Annotated in this window: 17 protein-coding genes; 9 read left to right on the forward strand and 8 right to left on the reverse strand. The window is 38.9% G+C overall.

Annotated elements, in window-relative coordinates; all coding sequences use genetic code 11:
* Window positions 1–687 precede the first annotated feature (687 nt).
* Window positions 688–1,326 carry a MarC family protein gene (locus I3259_RS08225; RefSeq protein WP_238029176.1) on the forward strand — a complete coding sequence of 213 codons (639 nt, stop codon included), beginning with the start codon at window positions 688–690 and terminating at the stop codon, window positions 1,324–1,326.
* 283 nt (window positions 1,327–1,609) lie between these two features.
* Here the strand turns inward: I3259_RS08225 and I3259_RS08230 are convergent, their stop codons facing one another.
* Together I3259_RS08230 and I3259_RS08235 are read right to left on the reverse strand one after the other, a co-directional pair.
* Window positions 1,610–2,254 (reverse strand): murein L,D-transpeptidase catalytic domain family protein, encoded by a 645-nt coding sequence (locus I3259_RS08230; protein WP_238029177.1) that lies wholly within the window; start codon window positions 2,252–2,254, stop codon window positions 1,610–1,612.
* A 230-nt stretch (window positions 2,255–2,484) separates the two neighbouring features.
* Window positions 2,485–3,099, reverse strand: coding sequence for a murein L,D-transpeptidase catalytic domain family protein (locus I3259_RS08235; protein ID WP_238029178.1), 615 nt, complete (start codon window positions 3,097–3,099; stop codon window positions 2,485–2,487).
* Window positions 3,100–3,392: 293 nt separating this feature from the next.
* Between I3259_RS08235 and fabV the strand changes: the two genes are divergently transcribed.
* The 3 genes from fabV (at window position 3,393) to I3259_RS08250 (ending at window position 7,166) form a co-directional block, all read left to right on the forward strand.
* Window positions 3,393–4,622: an enoyl-ACP reductase FabV gene (gene fabV, locus I3259_RS08240; RefSeq protein ID WP_238029179.1), complete on the forward strand. Its 1,230-nt coding sequence runs from the start codon at window positions 3,393–3,395 to the stop codon at window positions 4,620–4,622.
* 42 nt (window positions 4,623–4,664) lie between these two features.
* Entirely contained in the window at window positions 4,665–5,591 is a 927-nt protein-coding gene (locus tag I3259_RS08245) for an alpha/beta hydrolase (RefSeq protein WP_238029180.1), read from the forward strand.
* Between the two features lie 354 nt (window positions 5,592–5,945).
* Window positions 5,946–7,166: a hypothetical protein gene (locus I3259_RS08250; protein WP_238029181.1), complete on the forward strand. Its 1,221-nt coding sequence runs from the start codon at window positions 5,946–5,948 to the stop codon at window positions 7,164–7,166.
* 114 nt (window positions 7,167–7,280) lie between these two features.
* On the opposite strand, the gene I3259_RS08255 is transcribed toward I3259_RS08250, so the two are convergent.
* From I3259_RS08255 to I3259_RS08275, 5 genes are all read right to left on the reverse strand, one after another.
* A complete protein-coding gene (locus I3259_RS08255) occupies window positions 7,281–7,799 on the reverse strand; it encodes a YbaK/EbsC family protein (RefSeq protein WP_238029182.1) in 519 nt (172 codons plus the stop codon).
* Between the two features lie 161 nt (window positions 7,800–7,960).
* Window positions 7,961–8,440, reverse strand: coding sequence for a methylated-DNA--[protein]-cysteine S-methyltransferase (locus tag I3259_RS08260; RefSeq protein WP_238029183.1), 480 nt, complete (start codon window positions 8,438–8,440; stop codon window positions 7,961–7,963).
* Window positions 8,441–8,582: 142 nt separating this feature from the next.
* Window positions 8,583–9,506 (reverse strand): M14 family metallocarboxypeptidase, encoded by a 924-nt coding sequence (locus I3259_RS08265; RefSeq protein WP_238029184.1) that lies wholly within the window; start codon window positions 9,504–9,506, stop codon window positions 8,583–8,585.
* A 141-nt stretch (window positions 9,507–9,647) separates the two neighbouring features.
* Window positions 9,648–11,498: a phospholipase gene (locus tag I3259_RS08270; protein WP_238029185.1), complete on the reverse strand. Its 1,851-nt coding sequence runs from the start codon at window positions 11,496–11,498 to the stop codon at window positions 9,648–9,650.
* A 52-nt stretch (window positions 11,499–11,550) separates the two neighbouring features.
* Window positions 11,551–12,879, reverse strand: coding sequence for a Tat pathway signal protein (locus I3259_RS08275; RefSeq protein WP_238029186.1), 1,329 nt, complete (start codon window positions 12,877–12,879; stop codon window positions 11,551–11,553).
* Window positions 12,880–13,328: 449 nt separating this feature from the next.
* On the opposite strand from I3259_RS08275, the gene I3259_RS08280 reads away from it, so the two are divergent.
* The 3 genes from I3259_RS08280 (at window position 13,329) to I3259_RS08290 (ending at window position 16,360) form a co-directional block, all read left to right on the forward strand.
* Window positions 13,329–13,862: a DNA starvation/stationary phase protection protein gene (locus I3259_RS08280; RefSeq protein WP_045150005.1), complete on the forward strand. Its 534-nt coding sequence runs from the start codon at window positions 13,329–13,331 to the stop codon at window positions 13,860–13,862.
* A gap of 201 nt (window positions 13,863–14,063) precedes the next feature.
* Window positions 14,064–15,752 carry an asparagine synthase-related protein gene (locus I3259_RS08285; protein WP_238029187.1) on the forward strand — a complete coding sequence of 563 codons (1,689 nt, stop codon included), beginning with the start codon at window positions 14,064–14,066 and terminating at the stop codon, window positions 15,750–15,752.
* Window positions 15,753–15,817: 65 nt separating this feature from the next.
* Window positions 15,818–16,360: an NUDIX hydrolase gene (locus tag I3259_RS08290; protein WP_238029188.1), complete on the forward strand. Its 543-nt coding sequence runs from the start codon at window positions 15,818–15,820 to the stop codon at window positions 16,358–16,360.
* Between the two features lie 248 nt (window positions 16,361–16,608).
* Here I3259_RS08290 and I3259_RS08295 read toward each other — a convergent pair whose 3' ends face one another.
* Window positions 16,609–17,331, reverse strand: coding sequence for a YebC/PmpR family DNA-binding transcriptional regulator (locus I3259_RS08295; protein WP_238029189.1), 723 nt, complete (start codon window positions 17,329–17,331; stop codon window positions 16,609–16,611).
* Window positions 17,332–17,752: 421 nt separating this feature from the next.
* On the opposite strand from I3259_RS08295, the gene I3259_RS08300 reads away from it, so the two are divergent.
* Complete coding sequence (locus tag I3259_RS08300; protein ID WP_238029190.1) at window positions 17,753–18,481, forward strand: IclR family transcriptional regulator; 729 nt, start codon at window positions 17,753–17,755, stop codon at window positions 18,479–18,481.
* A gap of 34 nt (window positions 18,482–18,515) precedes the next feature.
* The gene (locus I3259_RS08305) at window positions 18,516–19,562 is read left to right on the forward strand and encodes a formimidoylglutamase (RefSeq protein WP_238029191.1); all 1,047 of its coding nucleotides are present in this window, start codon (window positions 18,516–18,518) and stop codon (window positions 19,560–19,562) included.
* Window positions 19,563–19,636 lie beyond the last annotated feature (74 nt).

A 19,636-nucleotide genomic window follows, 5' to 3' on the forward strand; every position in this document is an offset into this window, starting at 1 on the left:
ACGGCGGACTGTTAATCCGTATGTCGCTGGTTCAAGTCCAGCAGGAGGAGCCAAAGAAGAAAGCCCGCAAATAATTGCGGGCTTTTTTGTATCTGCAATTTCAAACAAATCTATAAAGGAATAAGATTATGCTATCACCCAAGGTATGGGCTTAATTCCTATAGGGGGAATAATACGGTCGGCTCTTCCTGAGCAAATCCTTTCAACAACCTACTGAAGCTGTGCCATCCATAGATATGTGGCTACCATCCCTATATCAGCCTACTGAGGTTGTCCCCTCCATGGGGAATTCCGTTGTCTTCAACCGTATAAACATAATAACTATTGCGTGTGATATTTACAGCAGAGAAAAAGCAAAATTTTGAGGGTACACAATATCTTCATCACTGCTTTATATGCAATGAGTTGTTTTTGTCTGCTTTCTACTTCTCTAACCACTAAAAGCTATATAAACGTGATTTAAATCATGTGGTTATATTTATGTTGAGAAGTCTTCTATTAGTTGTTAGTTGTGTTTTTAATTGTGAATTTGAATCATTATTGTTTTGGGTGTGAGTGTGGAATGACTTATTGGTTGATGAATTGTTTATTTTTGTTGCCACTTTGTTTTGCTATTTTATTTATATTAAATATGCTTTACGCATAAATGTATCATTTAATAAAAATTATTATTTATAGAGAGGTAGCATGCATGACTTAATCACAGTCGCCATTACTGTATTTATGGGTTTCTTTGCGATGATGAACCCCTTTGCGAATACGGCAGTATTTGTGGGAATGACCGGTGGAATGTCAGCAAAAAAAACAAGGGCGATAGCATTTAAAGCTCTGGTTACGGCTTTTTGTATCATCACAACGTTTTGTTTTTTAGGTAAAGGGATCTTTAGTGTATTTGGTATTACGCTACCTGCACTGCGTTTGGCAGGGGGGATTTTAGTCTTTCTTGTTGGTTATCACATGCTGCAAGGTAATACATCAGGTATGCATGCAGCAAAGGAAGAAGAAACATCCGATAGTGATGCTGATATTACGATTTCTCCATTGGCTCTACCGTTACTTGCAGGCCCTGGCACGATTGCGACGGCGATGAACTACTCTGCTGCTGGGGGGATGTTTCATATTCTTGTGACGGTTTGTGCCTTTGCTTTACTGTGTGTGATCACGTTTTTTTGCTTTATTTATGGCCCTAAACTAATAGAAAAAATTGGTCAAAGTGGGATCAGTATTATTACGCGCTTAATGGGATTAATTTTAACCGTGATTGGTATGCAGATGGGGATTCAAGGGGTTCATGATGCAATCGTGTTATTCTCTGGCGCTAAGTAAGATTCAGTTATATTTATAAACGAATGTGATGATTTATTAGATTAAGTCCATATATATATTCATATGTATGGACTTGGTTTTATTTAACGAGGTATTGACCTTCCCTTTACTGGAACGTTTATGCTCATTACTCTTATTATTTAACGAATGGATAATGTATGAGTTGTTGTAACAAAGCCCCTAAAGGTGGTGCTTCCTTAGGTTTATTACTGAAATTTATTGGCGTTATTTTCTTATTGCTGCTGGTGGTTGCGTTTTTCAGTAACTAGTACGATAGCGTCGTTTATTTATTATGCCTGTGATTATGGGCGTGAGCATAAATAGAGCCCCCTTCCTTAAGTAGATTGACGATTTCTGGCGTGATCTCTCGTGATATCGCCGGACATCCCCAACTTCGACCTAGCATTCCAATCGCATGAATAACATTAGGCTCTGCATAGCTTGCACCGTGTAATACAATCGCACGTTTTCGCGCATTTGAGTTACTAGGGCTCATTCCATCCAATCGTAAAGAAATACCATACTTACCATAATAAGCTTCACCAACACGGTAAGTACCTAAACTAGTTTGTCTGCTATTTACGGTGTTTGAAAATTGTGTGGCATACAGTTTGCCGCTGTTGATACCGTGAGTGACAAAAGTTCGATGGAGTAGGGCTCTTTTCTCGATATCTATGATTAAAAATCTTTTAGAGTCAGAGGGTTGAGAGTAATCAATGATCGACATTATGGGCTTGTTGGCAACACGTAAATGCTCACGATAAGCATTGAGAAATATATCAAACTCAACGTAATTTTGGAGCTGAGCATGATCGTAAACCTTCCAGGCGTGCGTTGCTCTCATTGCGTTAGCGTAATGACTGCTAAAAATTAAAGCTGCGATAATGAGATATTTGAGTTTTAGACGGAAAAAAAGTGAAAGCATCATAACCCCCTCCCATATTGAACGTGTTTATTTACTCAGTAATGGTATATAGGAAGAGATGTATGAATATTCTGTGCCAATTATCTAAAAGACAAGGCATTGTTTACGTTATTTGGCGTGGGCTTGATTATGGTATGCGATGTTCGAAAATAAGAGATGTCTTAGAAGTTAAAAAAAGAAAACTCGTACTAAAACGAGTTTTCTAAATAGCATTTTGCAAACAATAAAGCGAATTATGATCGCGCATGAGCGTAGATTGAACCGCCTTCTTTTAATAAGTTGACAACTTTTTGGGTTAACTTCATTGGTATTGCTGGACACCCCCAACTGCGTCCGAGCATGCCTAATTTTTTAATAATACTCGGCTCTGCGTATTTTGCGCCATGTAGCACAATAGCGCGTTTTCTGGCATTAGAATTTGATGGACTCATCCCATCAAGGCGTAAAGAAAGCCCATATTTGCCATGATACGCTTCTGCAACACGATAGGTGCCTAAGCTGGTTTGTTTACTGTCAACAATATTAGAAAATTGCGTAGCATAAAGATTGCCGCTATTGATACCGTGTGAAACAAAAGTACGATAAAGCAGCTTTTTTTTATCAGTATCAATAATAAAAAAACGACGATTATTTGAGGGTTGACTGTAATCAATAATAGACATAATCGGTTTATCTGCAACACGAATATGTTCTTTATAGGCCATCATAAAAACATTAAAGTCTAAGTGTTTTTTAAGTTTTGTTTTTTCATAAATTACTTTAGCTTGTTGTTGTAACGAGGTGTCTGCGTGCCCGTTATAACTAAAACTGAGTAGTATGATCATAAAAAAAGTTGTCCATACCTTCATCGTTGCTTCCTGCAAAAATTTTAAGTGTGATTGCCAGTCTGGTATTTGATGGTATTTAAAATAAACTCACGACTATTGATTTTTGGCTCAATAAGGTAATAAAACACTTTTCCTAATAAGTTTTGATGCAAAAGTGAATCATTTTAAGTAATGAAACGTGTAAACTGATTAAATTTTGACTTATTTGTGGTGTAAATATGACGTTATCAGTGAATCATCAGGTTTTATTAATAGCGTGTATGTCATGCTGATCAGTAAACGATGATGTATGAGTTTATAAGAGGAATCGTTCAATGGTGATTCAACCTGAAATTCAAGGCGTTGTGGCACGAACAGCGCACCCTTATGGTTGCCAGCAAGCAGTACAACAGCAGATTGATTATGTTCAGTCTGTTACTCCGATCATACAAGGTCCTCTTCGCGTATTAATTTTAGGAGCGTCATCTGGATTTGGGTTGGCGTCTCGTATTGCGTTAACCTTTGGTGGCGCACAAGCAGAAACTTTAGGTGTCTCTTATGAACGAGGTCCTAGTGAGAAGGGAATAGGCTCTGCGGGTTGGTATAACAATATTTTCTTTAAACAAGCGGCTGAGCAACAAGGCTACCTAGCCAAAAATATTGTGGGTGATGCATTTTCAGATGAAGTGCGTCAGCACGTAGCGCAAACAATACGTGATGAGTTTGGCGGACACATTGATTTAGTGATTTATAGCCTAGCAACAGGTATTCGTCCCGATCCTGAAACGGGTGAGGTGTGGCGTTCATGTTTAAAAACCGTGGGTGAAAACTTTTCTGGTTATAGTGTTGATTTAGAAAACGATGCATTAGTCCCTGCGGAATTAATAGCAGCCAATGACGAGGAAATTTTCGCTACAACAAAAGTGATGGGTGGTGAAGATTGGCAACAATGGATAAACTTTCTGTTATCTGAAAACCTGTTAGCCCCAAAAGCTAAAACTTTGTCTTACTCATATATTGGTCCTGAGTCGACATATCCTATTTATCATCACGGGACGCTTGGTATTGCCAAGCAACATTTACATCAAACCGCGCACGAAATTAATCAACAATTAGCTCAGATGATCAATGGTCAAGCTAACGTAGTGGTGTGCAAAGCATTAGTGACAAAAGCCAGTGTCTTTATACCGACATTTTCGCCCTATATATTGGCGTTATTTAAAGTGATGAAGCAAATGGGAAATCACGAAGGGTGTATTGAACAAATGCAGCGACTTTTTGCACAAAAAATTTATTCAGCGGCTGATACTGAAACAAAACTTCGCAATGATTTAGACGAGCAATCAGATCTGGCTCTGATCAGAATGGATGATTGGGAACTAAAACCTGAAGTACAGTTGCAAGTAGACAAATTAATGGCAGAAATGAATGCTGATAACTTTAGACAGGTTGGCGACTATGCTGGATACAAGTCAGCTTTTTTAGCCCTTAATGGCTTTGGTTTATCATCTGTTGATTATACACAGCCCGTTGATATTGAAGAGTTATTAAAATTAGCGCCCTAATTATTGTAGGGTAACGGTTAATGCCTATATTCAAGGATAAATATGCGCCAATTAACGACTTTATTAGATCAATGGCTTAATAGCTTTAATAAAGTGATAGATGAAACCATTTCCAGTGGTATTCCATTTACTGTACCAACGGTGAGAGAAGGTCTCGCTGCCATTACTCGTGAGCTAGTTACAGAGATTCCCGATATTGCGTTAATTGAAAACCTAACGATTAAAGATAAAGTGCCTATTCGCATTTATCATCCTCAACCAGAGAAGGCACTCCCCGTATTAGTTTTTTTTCATGGTGGTGGGCATATGTCGGGTAGTGTCGAGGTTTACGATCCTATTTGTCGGAAATTAGCACAACATAGTCAGTTTATTGTTGTATCGGTTGAATATCCTCTTGCTCCAGAACACCCTTATCCAGCAGCGATTGATGATGGTTATTTGGTTTTACAATCGCTGTTTCAAACGTTGATCCGTGCTGAGTTAAATTTTGTACCGCAACTTTCTATTGCTGGAGATTCAGCGGGTGGTGCTATTTGTGCCACGTTAGCACGAATGGCACAATTTGATGATGAGGTTGAAATTACAAAGCAAGTACTCATTTACCCAAGCCTTGATTACACTTTAAGTTTTTCATCTGTTAATCAAAACGGTATGGGGTATTTGCTCCAACAGTCTCGTATTGAATGGTATTTCTCAAATTATTTTCAGCATAATGAAGATAGACGTAAGGCATCACCCGTGTGGGGACCTTACAGTATGGCGCTGCCAGAAAGTTTAGTGATCACGGCCGAGTTTTGCCCACTAAAAGATGAAGGTATCGCGTATCTCGAAGCGCTAAAAAAGCAAGGTGTAGAAACGGAGCATATTCATTTTGAGCAAATGATCCATGCGTTCTTAAATATGGAAAACATAGTGAAGAAAGAGTGTGAACAGGCTTATCAAGTAATAGCTTTATTCCTTAATAATTAATTATGAATATATCTGAAAGAGAAAAGCCGTAATATTGAATTACGGCTTGATACTCGAGATAATTGTATTGCTTGCGTTATTCAAAGAACGATTCAAGTAGTGAATATAAGCCACGAAGTAAATCCATTTAATACCTTCCATTGTCAAAAATTATCAACAGCAATCTGTGCGACATGCATCTCTGTTGCTCTTTTCAAGAATAGATTTATTCGCTTTTTAGTCAATATTTGTTAGCGGGAATATCTCCGATAGTGAAGCTTGATCACGATATTTGAAACTTTGCATTAGTGGTAATACTTATCAGTATTTTCCTTCCGCTACACTTAGGAAAATAGTGGAATAAGGAGACGCTAAATGTGGTTGAGTTCGAACTGTAGATATCTGTCTTCTTTGCTTTTTATTGTGACTTTTACGCTATTACTTACCGCTTGTGATGATGATAGCCGCCAAGAGATAGCGCTAAATGCTAAAGGGTATCCTGATCTCAGTAGGGTTGTCGCATACTCTGATACAACACCAAAACAGTACCTTGAGTGCGCCAAAAATTATCGAAACAGCTGTTTAGTCAGCCAATTCCCAGCGATAGGGTTAACGTTCAACACAGCAGTGACATTGACGGATATTGAGCAACGAATCTTTGTTTCTCACCCTTGGATGGCTGAACGATTTTTATCAGCCTTAGCGTTGCTTCCTTCCGAAGTATTGTTTTTATTTCGCTCCGTCGGTGCTATCGTAATTGCTGATGATATTCGCCCTTCTTTTTATAGTGCTAATACCGCAACCATTTATATTGATCCTCGTTACTTATGGCGCAACGAGGAGGAGTGGCTAACTATTATTGCTAAACAAGACTTTCGTGATCAATTTCAGGCTAATGTACAGTTTCTTGCGGTAAGGCAAAGCGTCGATAGTGAGGGAAATTATGCGCCTTGGGTGAGCAATGAGTATGCAGAAAATAATACGATGCGTACTACCGAGCAGTTATTACCCGCTTTATTTAGGCTATTGGTGCATGAATTGGCGCATGCTGTGGATGCTATTCCACCTGCATCCTTAACATCGCTTGATCCTCGTCGGACTATTTATCAAAACATCAGCTCGATCTCCCCGTTAAATCAAGCTCTCTATGATCAGTTTCCACTGCAAGATGACCTTTTGTTTGATGCAGCCAATGTACTGTATGACGGTGCTACGCCAAGCTATGAGGTTAGTACACTCACCGCTTCACAAGTTGGAGCACACTTTGAGGTTGAAGGTGCGAGTGATTTATATGGTTACAGTCATCGAAAAGAAGATATGGCAATGTTATTTCAGTCTTACATGATGTACGAATATTTTGGGCTGCAGGATAGGTTTCTATTTCTTTCACAAAACGATGGTATAGCACTGGGTTGTGGTCGTTATACCGTGGAATGGGGACAAACAGGGCGTATGTTTGATCCTCTAGTCTATGAACGAATGATGTTAGCGGCTGAAGCAATATTGCAGCCAGATCTCCCCGCTAGATCTCCCCCAGAGCTAAAAGCCATGCAGATCCCCACAGGAACATCATGGTGTGAAATGATTAATGAATAGGTACGAAAACGCGAACACTGTTTGTATCTAACAGCATTCGCAAAAATGATTGCGGAAACTAAATGTGGCAGGATGCTTTATTGTATCTAGTTAAAGATTGCATGATGGATGGGGCTACTCCCAATCCCAATAACTACTTTCATGCTGTTGAGTAAATAACATTCTGTAGCCACTAATCGTATGGTGGCTGATGTTGGTCATGACTTTTTGAAATTGCTCTGTGGTGAGGTGAATAAGATTTTCATGATCGCCTGCTTCAAGATAAATGTCGTCGATATCAAACAACATGTCATCGACGATCATATCAAGATGATAAATCTGCCCTAGATTGGGGATCGCGCCGGGGCTACAGTCTTGGAATAGTGCTGACAGTTCATGTTCACCAACTAAACAGTACTGTTTACCCGTAATTTTACTTACCTCATCTAGCATGACACGACGATTTGCGGGTATCACAGCCATAAGGTAATTGTGTTGCTGATCTTTTAATATGACGGATTTAGCCACCTTCATTGTGGGAACATGTGCCGATATTGCAGAATTAAATGATGAGTCGGTAGGACGATGGTGGGTTAGCTTAAATTCAATATTATGATGTGATAAATATTGTTCGACAGAGATTGCTGTGGCCATAATTGCCTCCTAATATCTTCGCCTTGGTTTATTTTAAATATACCAAGATAACGTCGATTCTCTGTTGGTTATACGCTACACATAACAAGAAGTATGGCAGGTATTTACTGTCTTATACGAGTTTATCAATAGAAAAATATGCCCAAAGTGAGTTTGTTCTATTATTTAAACTGTTTTTCTAGTGTCAGTAACTGTTGCTTGATATGACACCCTCCAGCATATCCTCCTAAATTGCCACTTTTAGTGATAACTCGGTGGCAAGGTACAATAACGGATAAGGCATTTTTACCGTTGGCGCTACCGACAGCACGACACGCGTTTGGATTATCAATAGCATTGGCTAATTGTTGATAGTGCCATGTCTGACCATAGGGAATCGTCGTTAATGTTTGCCATACACGCTCTTGAAATTGCGTGCCTTCAAACGATAAAGGTACAGAGAATTGTTTTCTATTACCTGAAAAGTATTCAGCTAATTGGTCCTCACATTGCAGCAAGATAGCATGATCTGGTTTGAATATGGCGTGATGTAAAGAGGGGGTATTATGGCTTTCAAACCAAACTGAAAGCAGGGCATTATCATTTGCCGTGATAGTCATTTGTCCTAATGGGCTATCAATGTATTTGAAAAAGATATCCATATCGCCAGATCCAATAATGGTGTGGATGATGCCACCATTATGAGCAAGATTGGCAAGTTATTCAAATCAGCGAGAAAGTAAGAAAGGTAGGAGAAAACCGCTAACCTAACAGCGATGGCTGCAAGGTTAGCGGAGTAAAGAGTTACTTAGCGTGTTGCTTTAAGTAATCTAATGCGCCCTTAATCGCGGCAACTTGTGCCATGTTACATTCTTCTTCTGTAACACGTGGGCTATCTGGATAAACCTCTGTTGTCGACGTATAAGCAGCGTCTGTCACGCTAGCACATAATCCTAACGCTTTTAGAGGATAGTTAATGACGCCTTCTTGAGTGATTGGCTCACCGATGATATTACCATTGTGATCTGGCGGCGCAATGTGAGTCACATGACGTACTTCATCAATGATGGCTGTTTGGAATGCATCTTGTGGGTTTTCAGTATCACCCACAACGTAGAAACCGTCTGGTACACTGTCTTCAATGTATTCTTTTCCATCTCGTGCTGCTAATGCAGGACGGAACTCAGATTCGTCTGTGTCTGTGGTTTCATGTAAATCAATATGAGCTAAGAATGTTGTTTTCTGTTCTTGGACAAGTCGCATTAAAGCGGCTGATTCTTCGGCAGGACTATTAGGTACAAATGAGCGGTTTGGATCGACAGCATTTGGGTTCCAACGGTTGATGGTTTCATAACCCCAAGGGCTGACACAAGGCGCTACTAGAATATTAAAATCACTACTGTAGTTGCCAACTTCTAACGCCACAAAGGCGAGTGCGCCATGAACACCACTGGTTTCGTAGCCGTGAATACCACCAGTGATTAATACCGTTGGTTTATTCTCATCCCAGTTTCGAGTTTTGATTGAAAAAAGCGGGTATTTATCAGGTTCGTAAGACAACGCACCGTATTGAGTGATATCGAATTTATCTTTTAAGGCATCGATTTTAGTAACGACTTGCTCAAGGTAAGAACGCTTAATGGTTGTTTCTGCTAACCATTGTGCTTTTTCTTCGCTTCCCCACGGTGTTCCAGCTTTACCTATATGGTAGGTAGATGAATTATTCATGGCGGTACCTATTTATAAATTTATTATGAGTATAGGTAGAGAGTATCAGGTGGGGAAATTAAGGTAAATGCTCGTGGGTTATATAAACCTTAGCCATAACGACGGGTTATGGCTAAGTAAATATGCGTATTATGCTACGGGTTAAGGCTGAACTCCGTTATAAGCAAAAGGTGATGAGTATTTCCATAAAGGCTCCCAGTATTCGGTGAGTAATTCATTAACGAATTCACCTTCAATCAGGTTATTGAACTCAGATAGAAAACCAGGATAAAGGTTATCTGAACCAATAATACAAACCTCATCATCCACAATCATGATTTTGGCATGGTTAGCAGGAGCACATTCAACCCTATCATAAACATAACCACTAGCATTAATAGTGGCGTAAAAAGGGTGACCGATCAGACCATTTTGTGGTTTTTCTCGTGTCAGCGTACGTTGCTTTAATGTCGCTGTTTTTCCTTCTTCAGGCAGTTGTGGCCATTTGTAGGTTTCCCCTTCAATAGTTTTATCTTCTGGGATCTGATCGGTATAAACAAAAGGTGCGATATATAAGCGAGACAAAGCCTCTGCTCGTTGACCGTCAATATCATCGAGTAATTTGTCCGTATCGACATCGTGTGTCATGTAATACTCAAGTAATCCAAAGGTTCTGACGGCACCTGAACCAAAGGAATATTGATCTCCTGCAGCGCCAGCGCCAGCATCTAATGCGGAAACCACAATTTGCACTTCAAGTGATTTATTTTTCAACAAGGCTTCAAGGATCCAATGACAAACTGAGTGATCTCGCCAGTCTTTCTTCCATGCACTAATGATGTCTTGCTGAGAAAGTCGAAGCACTTTTTGAGCATTTAAGATCAGGTTCTTTTTCATTAGCTCAGAGCCAATTTTAAAGTCGGTATTTCGGTTCAATCCTGTCCAATATTTGCCCACAATTAAGATACGATCAGCAGGCTTATAGTTTTCGAACTGTTCATAAGTTTGGTATGTCAAACGCTCTGCAAATACATCGGTATTGAGATCTGATAGCGAACGTAAATCAAACGATTGCATAGCAAATACAGGAGGTAGTGATTCAACAGTCGGTGGGGTTGAATCTTCGCCAGATTGAATACCTGTTTGATGCATATCTAAAAGTTGGGTTTGCTTTTCATGCATGTAGTCTTGGACATAACTTAATGCTAGAGGATCACTTGGATACGCAGGATCATCGTCTTGGTTTATCCAACTCATGGAGGCAATATCAAAACACTCTTTCGTTAGTAAATAAGTATCCGCCTCCCACATTTTATTGAGATATAGCTGAGCACCATAGGTTGCATCACCATGAACTACAGCTGAAACATCGTGTACCGGAGGGTAGCTTCTAAACAAATCCATATTGAGGTTATGACCACCAGAAAGTGATTCAACACCGTCAATCGCAATGATTTTTGAATGGTTCCATGTCATTTTTGTGCCGTAACTTGAAACCAGCTCTGGGGGTAATAGTTTCTTTTGTAGTGATTGCTTAGACCCTGCGACACGCTCGTAAAAACGCCCTACAACAAACTCTGGCATCACTTCCCAATAAGCGGAACGCTCTTCAATTAAACGTTTTAGGGCGTCTTTAAAAGCGACAAGGTTCTCTGGCTCATAGATAGGATAAAGTGGTGTTTGACCAAACAAAAAGCGGAACTGGGTAGATTCTGTTCGCCCCATTTTGGTTGATAATGCAGTATCTATTGCACCTAAAATCGGTTTCCCCCAGTCGGGATCGGGGCTATTTAAAGATGATAGATCGCAGCGATAACGCGCTTTCTGGATAATTTCTACAATCGCACGTTCAAATTCTGCTTGGCGCTCATAAGCGCGAGGCATAATTGCGGGACCAAAAGGCATCCCCCAGATGCTAGGTGTATCTAATAGGCGAACATAGTTGTTTTTACTGTCGTAATAAAACAGATCATGTGCCATTAATTCATTTTTTACGTCGTCGATTTTACTCATTTTACTCTCTGCGGGTAACTAACTGTTTTATGTATTTCTGATGGGTTAATGGCTATAAAAATTTCCAATTCACCCAACCTTTACCTTGACGCTCAGTGGTCACAGGGTAAGAGAGTTTGTAGGGTGGATTACCCACTACATCTTCCATGTAGTATGTGTTTGATGGACGGTAGCCATGAATGGAAGAAATACGACGAACATAAGGACGCCCCGTGAGTTGACTGGTACGTGTTTCTCCACCGCCCATAAGATCAAATTCACGGTGGAACATATGTATATGCTGGCGTAGCGCTAATACATCGGTCTCAACGGCGCATGGTGTTGTAAATTGGCTTCCCCATTGCGTTAAGTAACCGCGAGCCATTTTGTAAATTAGCTCAGGCACTGCTGCTACATTGCTATTTAAGTTTTTCGCATCATATCCACCATCAACGGTAGTATTACCAGCAACAGTGCCGTGACGACCACGACATGCATATAACTCATAGCCTTGAGGTTGAGGATAGCTATCATCAGGAGCTAGCGGATCTTTTTGCTGTGCTTCGTTTGCCATAACGCTCCAACTAGGTTCTCGTTTTAGCCAATTAAACCAAGATTGATCGTGAATATGGATCTCGTTATCTTCGCCACGCATGCGACCATTAGGACGAGGAACGACAGCTTGAAAAGCGTGATCGATACTATTGATGTTATTTGACATATCCCAAGCGTAAACACCAACGTAGTTTGCAACGTTAGGTGGTAACTGAGTAAGTAGACCATACCAAGCACCAAAGCCCGGTACAGGATCTATCGCAAAAATATTAATAGATGTGTTACGAACTTTTTCATCACCATAGGCATACAAAAACCATGCAGCAATAATCGCTTCACATGCCCCACGGCTGTGACCAATAAAATTAATGGTTTCTGCTTTACTCGCTGCTGCAATATTTGCTCCATGCAGTGCTAAAGCCGGCATAGAGTGACCTTTAGCTGCTTCAATTAAAGAATGTTGGTCACCATTAATATAATCACTAATATCTGATTTTAATGATTTAGGAATAACAAGAGGACCGTTTACTAATAAAGGCTCACTTGTTTGTGATACTGCCCAATCATTTTCACCACAGCCCCGAACGCTTTTACCGAAGCCATTTAATTCTTTAATAATTCTCACAGGAATGTATCCTGTTGAAGGTAGATAAATATTTTTATCGCTATCTTTTCGTGATACTTCACCTTCATCTCGGCTACAACTTGTACCGCAGAAAGAGACTGTAATAGCTGATGTGTTCTGGTTTAGCGAGAAGCGTGGTAAGGCTGATACCGGTGAACTTAGGAATATCCCTGCTGATCCTAAAAGTCCAGATTTTAGAAAGTTTCGTCTATTTACAAGCATACTAATTATAATAATAGTTATTGTTAATATGACGATTTAAATATAATTAAATATTAAGAATTAAATTTAATTTAGCTATTTAAATTGTCATTTGATTGATGGGGTATAATTTTATTTGAGCGTTCTTTTATTTAAGTTAATTGTTAATATTGGTGAGTAAAATAAATCGATGATGAATATAACGCTTGCTATATTTTAATATAATCTTGTTACTCAAATAAAGGAGATGCATATAAGCATTAAAGTGCGCTATATGCAAACAATTTACCACATAAGGCTGAGAAACGCCGTTCAATTATGCAAGTAGACGTACGAGATGGTTGCTTAGCATACAACATAAAAGATATGCATTATGGTCAATATTAAGTTGCAATAAAGTACTATTGTCACAAAAATCAAAAGGGATATAGTGATTTCGTTGTTACAAATTATCTATTTTGGAGAAGACGATGAGTACTATCTTGAATGAATCACAAATTGAAGATGCAAAACAACACCTTACTCGTCCTCTAGCCACACCTACAGATTTAAGTGTAGACGCGACTAAAGAGATCAGTGGTGCACTAACAGCTATTCTTGCTGATGTTTATGCAATTTATATGAAGACCAAAAACTTCCATTGGCATATGAGTGGCGCACATTTTCGTGATTATCACTTAATGCTTGATGAGCAAAGTGTTCAATTGTTTGCAATGACAGATGATATTGCCGAACGTGTACGTAAAATTGGTGGTAAAACCCTACGTTCTATTGGTGAAATCTCACGTATGCAGCGTATTCTAGATAATGATGCTGATTATGTTGAACCTGCTGATATGCTTGCTGAACTTTGTAGTGATAACAAACAATTAGCAGCAGAACTTCGTGCAGCACATACATTATGTGATGATTGTGGTGATTATTCATCAGTGAGTATGATTGATGATTGGATCGATCAAACTGAACGCCGTGTTTGGTTCCTTTATGAATCATATCGTCATTGATAAGAATAAACATCTATTACGATAGAAAGTGAAGCTTCTCTATACTATAAATAGAGGAGCTTTTTATTTGTAGCAAGATGCATTGATAAATAAAGCATAAAAAGAGAAAACATCAAATAATAATGATGAAACAAAGCGTTATATTTGAAAAAAGTTGGTTTATTTTTTGCAGTTATTCATCTATCACAGTGGGAGAGATGAATGAGTATTGTTGCAGGTGTGATTTCGGAGTCTTGGACTTCAGATTTATTACTCATAAAAAAAGAGATAGCTCAACACTTATCGCGTAATCCGACCGATATAAGACATGAGTATTTCGATAATCATTTGTATTTTTGCCGCGTTGCCATTGATTGTCATCGAGAGTCGAGCTGGGCTGAAAATCATTTACGCTTTTCTATGATTCTTGGGCACACTCTAATCTCTTCTTCATTAACTCAAGATGTTAATACGCTTTTGCAGCAGAACCTCACTAATATCCCACAATTATTGGCTAAGGCTCAAGGTACGTATTGCGTGTTAGATTATAACAAGCAACAGCGTGTATTAACTATTTTTGCTGATAGCTTAGCGATACGCCCACTTTATTATATGAAGTATAAAGGGAGCGTGATTTTTAGTTCCTGTTTACGTTTATTCGATAAATTAAGTGTGACGTTGACAACCAATTTAGCCGGTGCGACGGAATATGCCGTAGTAGGCTATTCACTTGGTAACAAAACCCATTATAACGAAGTGTACTCTATTCAACCGGGAGAAAAATTAACACTAACAAGCTCTACACTTGTTAAAGATCGATATTTCCGTTGGTCAGATATGCCATTTAATTGTATTGATGATGGTGAGGGTTTACTTCAGTTAGATTGTGCATTTAAACAAGCGGTCGATCTGGCAATAGGCAATGATCTTCATGCAATAAGTACACTATCTGGAGGGTTAGATTCTCGTGTCATTGTCGCTGAGTTATTAAAGCGTGGAACAAAATTAGAATGTATGAATTTTTCCTATCAACGCTCGCAAGATGAGGTTTATGCTGAAATTTTCGCACAGCGCCATGATTTTCCGCTGCACATTGTGAATGTTAGTGATACTCAAGAGCAGAGTATTGAGCAGCGTTTAGGACATTATTGGAGAGCAACACAGTATCAATTTTATCAGCAGGTTGAGAGGCCACGGCTGGTTTGGTCGGGTAATGGCGGTAGTGTGTGCATTGGTATGGTGTTTTGTGATGATAATATTCTTGCGGCATGTGCCAGTGGTGATCCTTTCGCTGTGGCAAAAGCGTATTTGAAACATCAACATGCTTATATTCCTAAGCGAATGGTTAAACAAGGTGCGAAATTACAGCAGCAGCTAGAGCAAAACATTGTTGAATGTTTATGTCAGTATTCACACCTACCGCTAGATAAAGCCTTTCAACTCTTTTTATGGGAAAACGATCAACATCAACATATTGCTCCTGCATTAGAAGATATGGATAAATTTCGATTAGATTTTCATTTGCCGTTTTACAGCAAAGCAATGCTGAAAGTCATGTTTGCATTACCTGTTCATTCAGCAGTAAAACATCAACTCTATATGAAGTGGCTCAATCAGTCGTATCCGGAAGCATTACTCACGCCATGGCAAACCTATCCTGGACATTTACCTTGTCCTTTAAAAAACAATCTCTTACCGCCTCTAAGCCAGTGGCAATTGGCGGCTAATGTGAGAAACAAACTTGATCTGCTTAAAATAGGTATCAGTACTTTATTTGATGCGAAAGGTGAGTTTTATAATCGTCATTATCTTGGGGCTAATTGCGTACTGACGGCATTAGGGCTATACCGTGGCGAATCGACATTGAATGTTGTTAAGCGTATGAATCAAGTCCTGAAATCCCCTCATTAGTAATCATCGGCAGAGTTAGCTAAAATACGCAGCCTAGTTATCGACAGTGATGAGTTCTGCGTTATATGCGATTTTTAAAACTATCTGTTCACCCTGATCTTTCCAATATTGACTTTAATACAACGGACTTAGCTATATTTCAACGCGATGCTGCAAGAGCCATTGTATTAAATGGTGAAGATATTTTGATGTTATACACAGAGCGTTATCATGATTACACTTTACCTGGTGGCGGTATTGATGTTGGTGAAGATCAAGTTGAAGGCTTGATCCGTGAATTACAAGAAGAAACCGGTGCCAGAAATATTCGAGATATTAAAGCGTTTGGTCAATATGACGAATATCGCCCGTGGTATAAGCCAGATCATGATGTGGTTTATATGAAATCATACTGTTACATTTGTACTATTGATAAAGAGTTAGGCGCAACTCGCTTTGAAGATTATGAAATTAAAAATGGCATGAAGCCGGTATGGATCAACATTTTTGATGCGATAGCGCACAATGAAGAAACGATGAAACATTCAGATAAAAAGGGAATGTCGATTGAGCGTGAAACTTTTTTATTGAAGTTGATAGCAGAAGAGTTAATAACCGTTAATGTATAAAATGGAGGCATGGAGTCTTAATGATGACCAGTGAAGCCATTTAATAGTACAACTAATCGAAAAAGTACTGAGCTATAGCCTAACGCTGTTTGATCGTGTTTTTACACTTTAGGTTTACAGAAGACGGGAAAGAAGCGATATCAGAATAATAAAAAAGCCTAATCGCTATGCAATTAGGCCTTCTAGAACACATAAATTATCTTAATTTACATGTATTACACCATGGGTGAACCATAGCAAACTAAATATTAGTCAGCCATTTCTGCATTGTGGTAAACGTTTTGTACGTCATCACAATCATTCAATGCATCAAGGAATTTCTCGAACATTGCAATATCGTCACCAGCTAATTCAGTCATTGTCTGTGGAACGAAAGAGATTTCTTCCACATCTAATGTTACTTCTGGCATTGTAGCTGCAATAGCATTTTTGATTTTGAAGAATTCAGTGTGAGGTGCGTAAACAGTGATCACACCGTCTTCACATGTGATGTCAGTAACATCTGCATCTTCCATCATTAGATTCTCAAGAACTGCTTCTTCATCAGTACCTTTGAATTCAAAAACTGCTTGGTGCTCAAACATGTGGCCAACAGTACCTGGACTACCAATTTTTGCATTGTTTTTAACGAATGCTTGGCGAACGTCCATGAAAGTACGGTTGTTGTTGTCTGTTAGACAGTCAACGATAACCATGCAGTTACCAGGACCAAAACCTTCGTAACGTGCTGTTGCGTAATCTTCACCGCCGCCACCTTTAGCCTTATCAATTGCTTTTTCGATAACGTGGCTTGGCACCTGATCTTTCTTCGCTTTTTCGATAAGACGGCGAAGCGCTAGGTTAGCTTCTGGATCAGGGCTACCGTTCTTAGCACAAACGTAGATCTCTTTACCGTACTTTGAGTAAACTTTGATCTTAGCGCCTTGGGTTTTTGCCATAGACAATTTGCGTACTTCGAACTTTCTTCCCATGAGGAATCACTCTCTTTTACTATGTGTGACGGTCAATTTTGCAGGGATTTTACCAGTAACCCCCCCATTATTACTAGCGTGATCTGCTATTTAGCATTAGAAAACCGTATTTTTTCTCACTTGATTGAAGGTGAGAATCTCGGAAAAGTTACATCTTTTTAATTACTGTGATAATGCGTTTATTTTTGATTAACAAATTGAAACGCTATTTATATATTTCCCAAGCAGATAAATATCATAAACTAATAAATCACCTTAATAATAACTCATAAAAATAAAGGTATTTAATTTCATGTTTCTTATATTACGGTAAATTATTGTAGATTATTTCATTAAATTCTCACTGTATAAGAATTTAATTTGCAGCAAGGCTCTTTATTAGTTAAAAGTAATCATCATACAAAAACAAGAAGCCACCAACGTGACAAATTCACTTAGTGCTAATGAAAAGCTGTTGCAAGTGTTAATTCATATCGCAGCTTCTCCTTTACCTCTTCAAGCTCAACAGCTAAGCATAGAAATGAATATGCCTATTAGTAGTCTATACCGATATTTAGCCTTACTAAGGGATTGGAATTTAATTGAAGAAAATCATGGGCATAATACATACAGTGCGGGACCGGCAGCACTGCAATTACAACGTAATTTTCAGATTAATTCACCATTACCAGATGGTGTTCGTCCAATATTAAAACGCTTGCAGCAACAGACTGGCGAGATGTCGGCATACATGGTGCCTGTTGGCTTTAATGCGCTGTGTGTAGACAGTATTGATAGCCCATATGCTTTACGTTGTAGTTATGAAAAAGGGCAGAGCCAACCTCTTATTCGTGGTGCTTCCGCAAAAGTGATTTTGGCGTATTTACCTCTTTCTCGCCAATTGCGTATTTTGAATCATTATGAGATCACCGAGAAAGAGCAATTAGATGCATGGTTAACAGAGCTAGATCTTATTAAACAAGATGGTTTTGCTATTAGTACGTCTGAAATTGACCAAGGTGTTTCTGGTGTAAGTGCGCCAGTTTTCATCGGTAATAAAGTGGCTGGTGCAGTGAGTGTAATGGCACCTGCTGAACGTATAAATAGCCGTAAAAATAAAATTGTTATGTGTGTATTACAGGCTGCTCGCGCTTTACCGCCACAACATTAAATTACAACGTTTTTGATCAAAGGAAGATAAACGTATGTTTGTAGATCATTTAAAAAAATTATTTAAAACTGATGATGGTAAGTCTCACATTCAACATCGAATGCATACGTTAATTTCTCCTTATATTAACCAAAGAGAACAAGGGATTGTTTTACTTGGTGTCATTTCTGATCTCAGTATTGGTTGGAATCGTGGTAGGCAAGGGGCTAAAGAAGGACCTGCAAGTATTCGCCGTATACTTCCTCACACACATTCGCATGCAAAACTACCTTTTTATGATGCTGGCGATATAGAACTGGTTGATGACGATACTGATTTTTCAACATTAAGTGATAAACAAGCGCAAGTCGTACATGACTTACTCCATGCTGGGCATTTTCCTGTAGTGTTAGGGGGCGGGCATGAGATTTCTATTGCAAGTTATCAAGCGTTATCGGATTTTTCCGATGATAAAGCCAAAATACATACTGAATGGCAAGTGGCTAAATCGATACCTGACAATGTTGTTGCTTTATCGGCGACGCAAGAAGATCCAACGATGAGTTATCAGCCTTGCCAAGCACGTGTTGGGATCATTAATTTTGATGCACATTTTGAGTTGCGACCAACCCTATCTGTTCGTTCCGGCTCAGCTTTCCATTCAGCATTATGCTATAGCAAAGAGAAGAACAGAGATTTTCATTACCTTGGTTTAGGTATATGCGATCGTGCTAATTCACAAGCTATGTTTAAATTAGCTGAAGATCTGGGCTGTGAATGGTTGCTTGATAGCCAAATAACGTCACGAAATAAAAAAGCTGTAAAAGCCAAAATCGATAAATATATCGATAGTGTTGATGTTATACAGTTAAGTATTGGGCTCGATGTATTTTCTGCATCTATTGCGCCTGGTGTGAATATGACTCAAATGCAGGGGGTTGGTTTACCTATGGTGGAATGGGCTATTAAATATATTATGGTAAGTGGAAAAGTAAAGTTAGTTGATATAGCAGAGCTCAACCCTGAATATGATTATGCTAATCAAACCGCGAAATTAGCGGCAAAACTAATTCAACTTATATCTAAAAATTTAAACTTATAATTTTATAGAATATAAAAGCGTGATAAATATTTACTTTATAATGATTAAGTGTATATATTGTTTTTTATAAGTGC

Source organism: Photobacterium sp. Ph5, from assembly GCF_022129445.1.
GTDB lineage: Bacteria > Pseudomonadota > Gammaproteobacteria > Enterobacterales > Vibrionaceae > Photobacterium.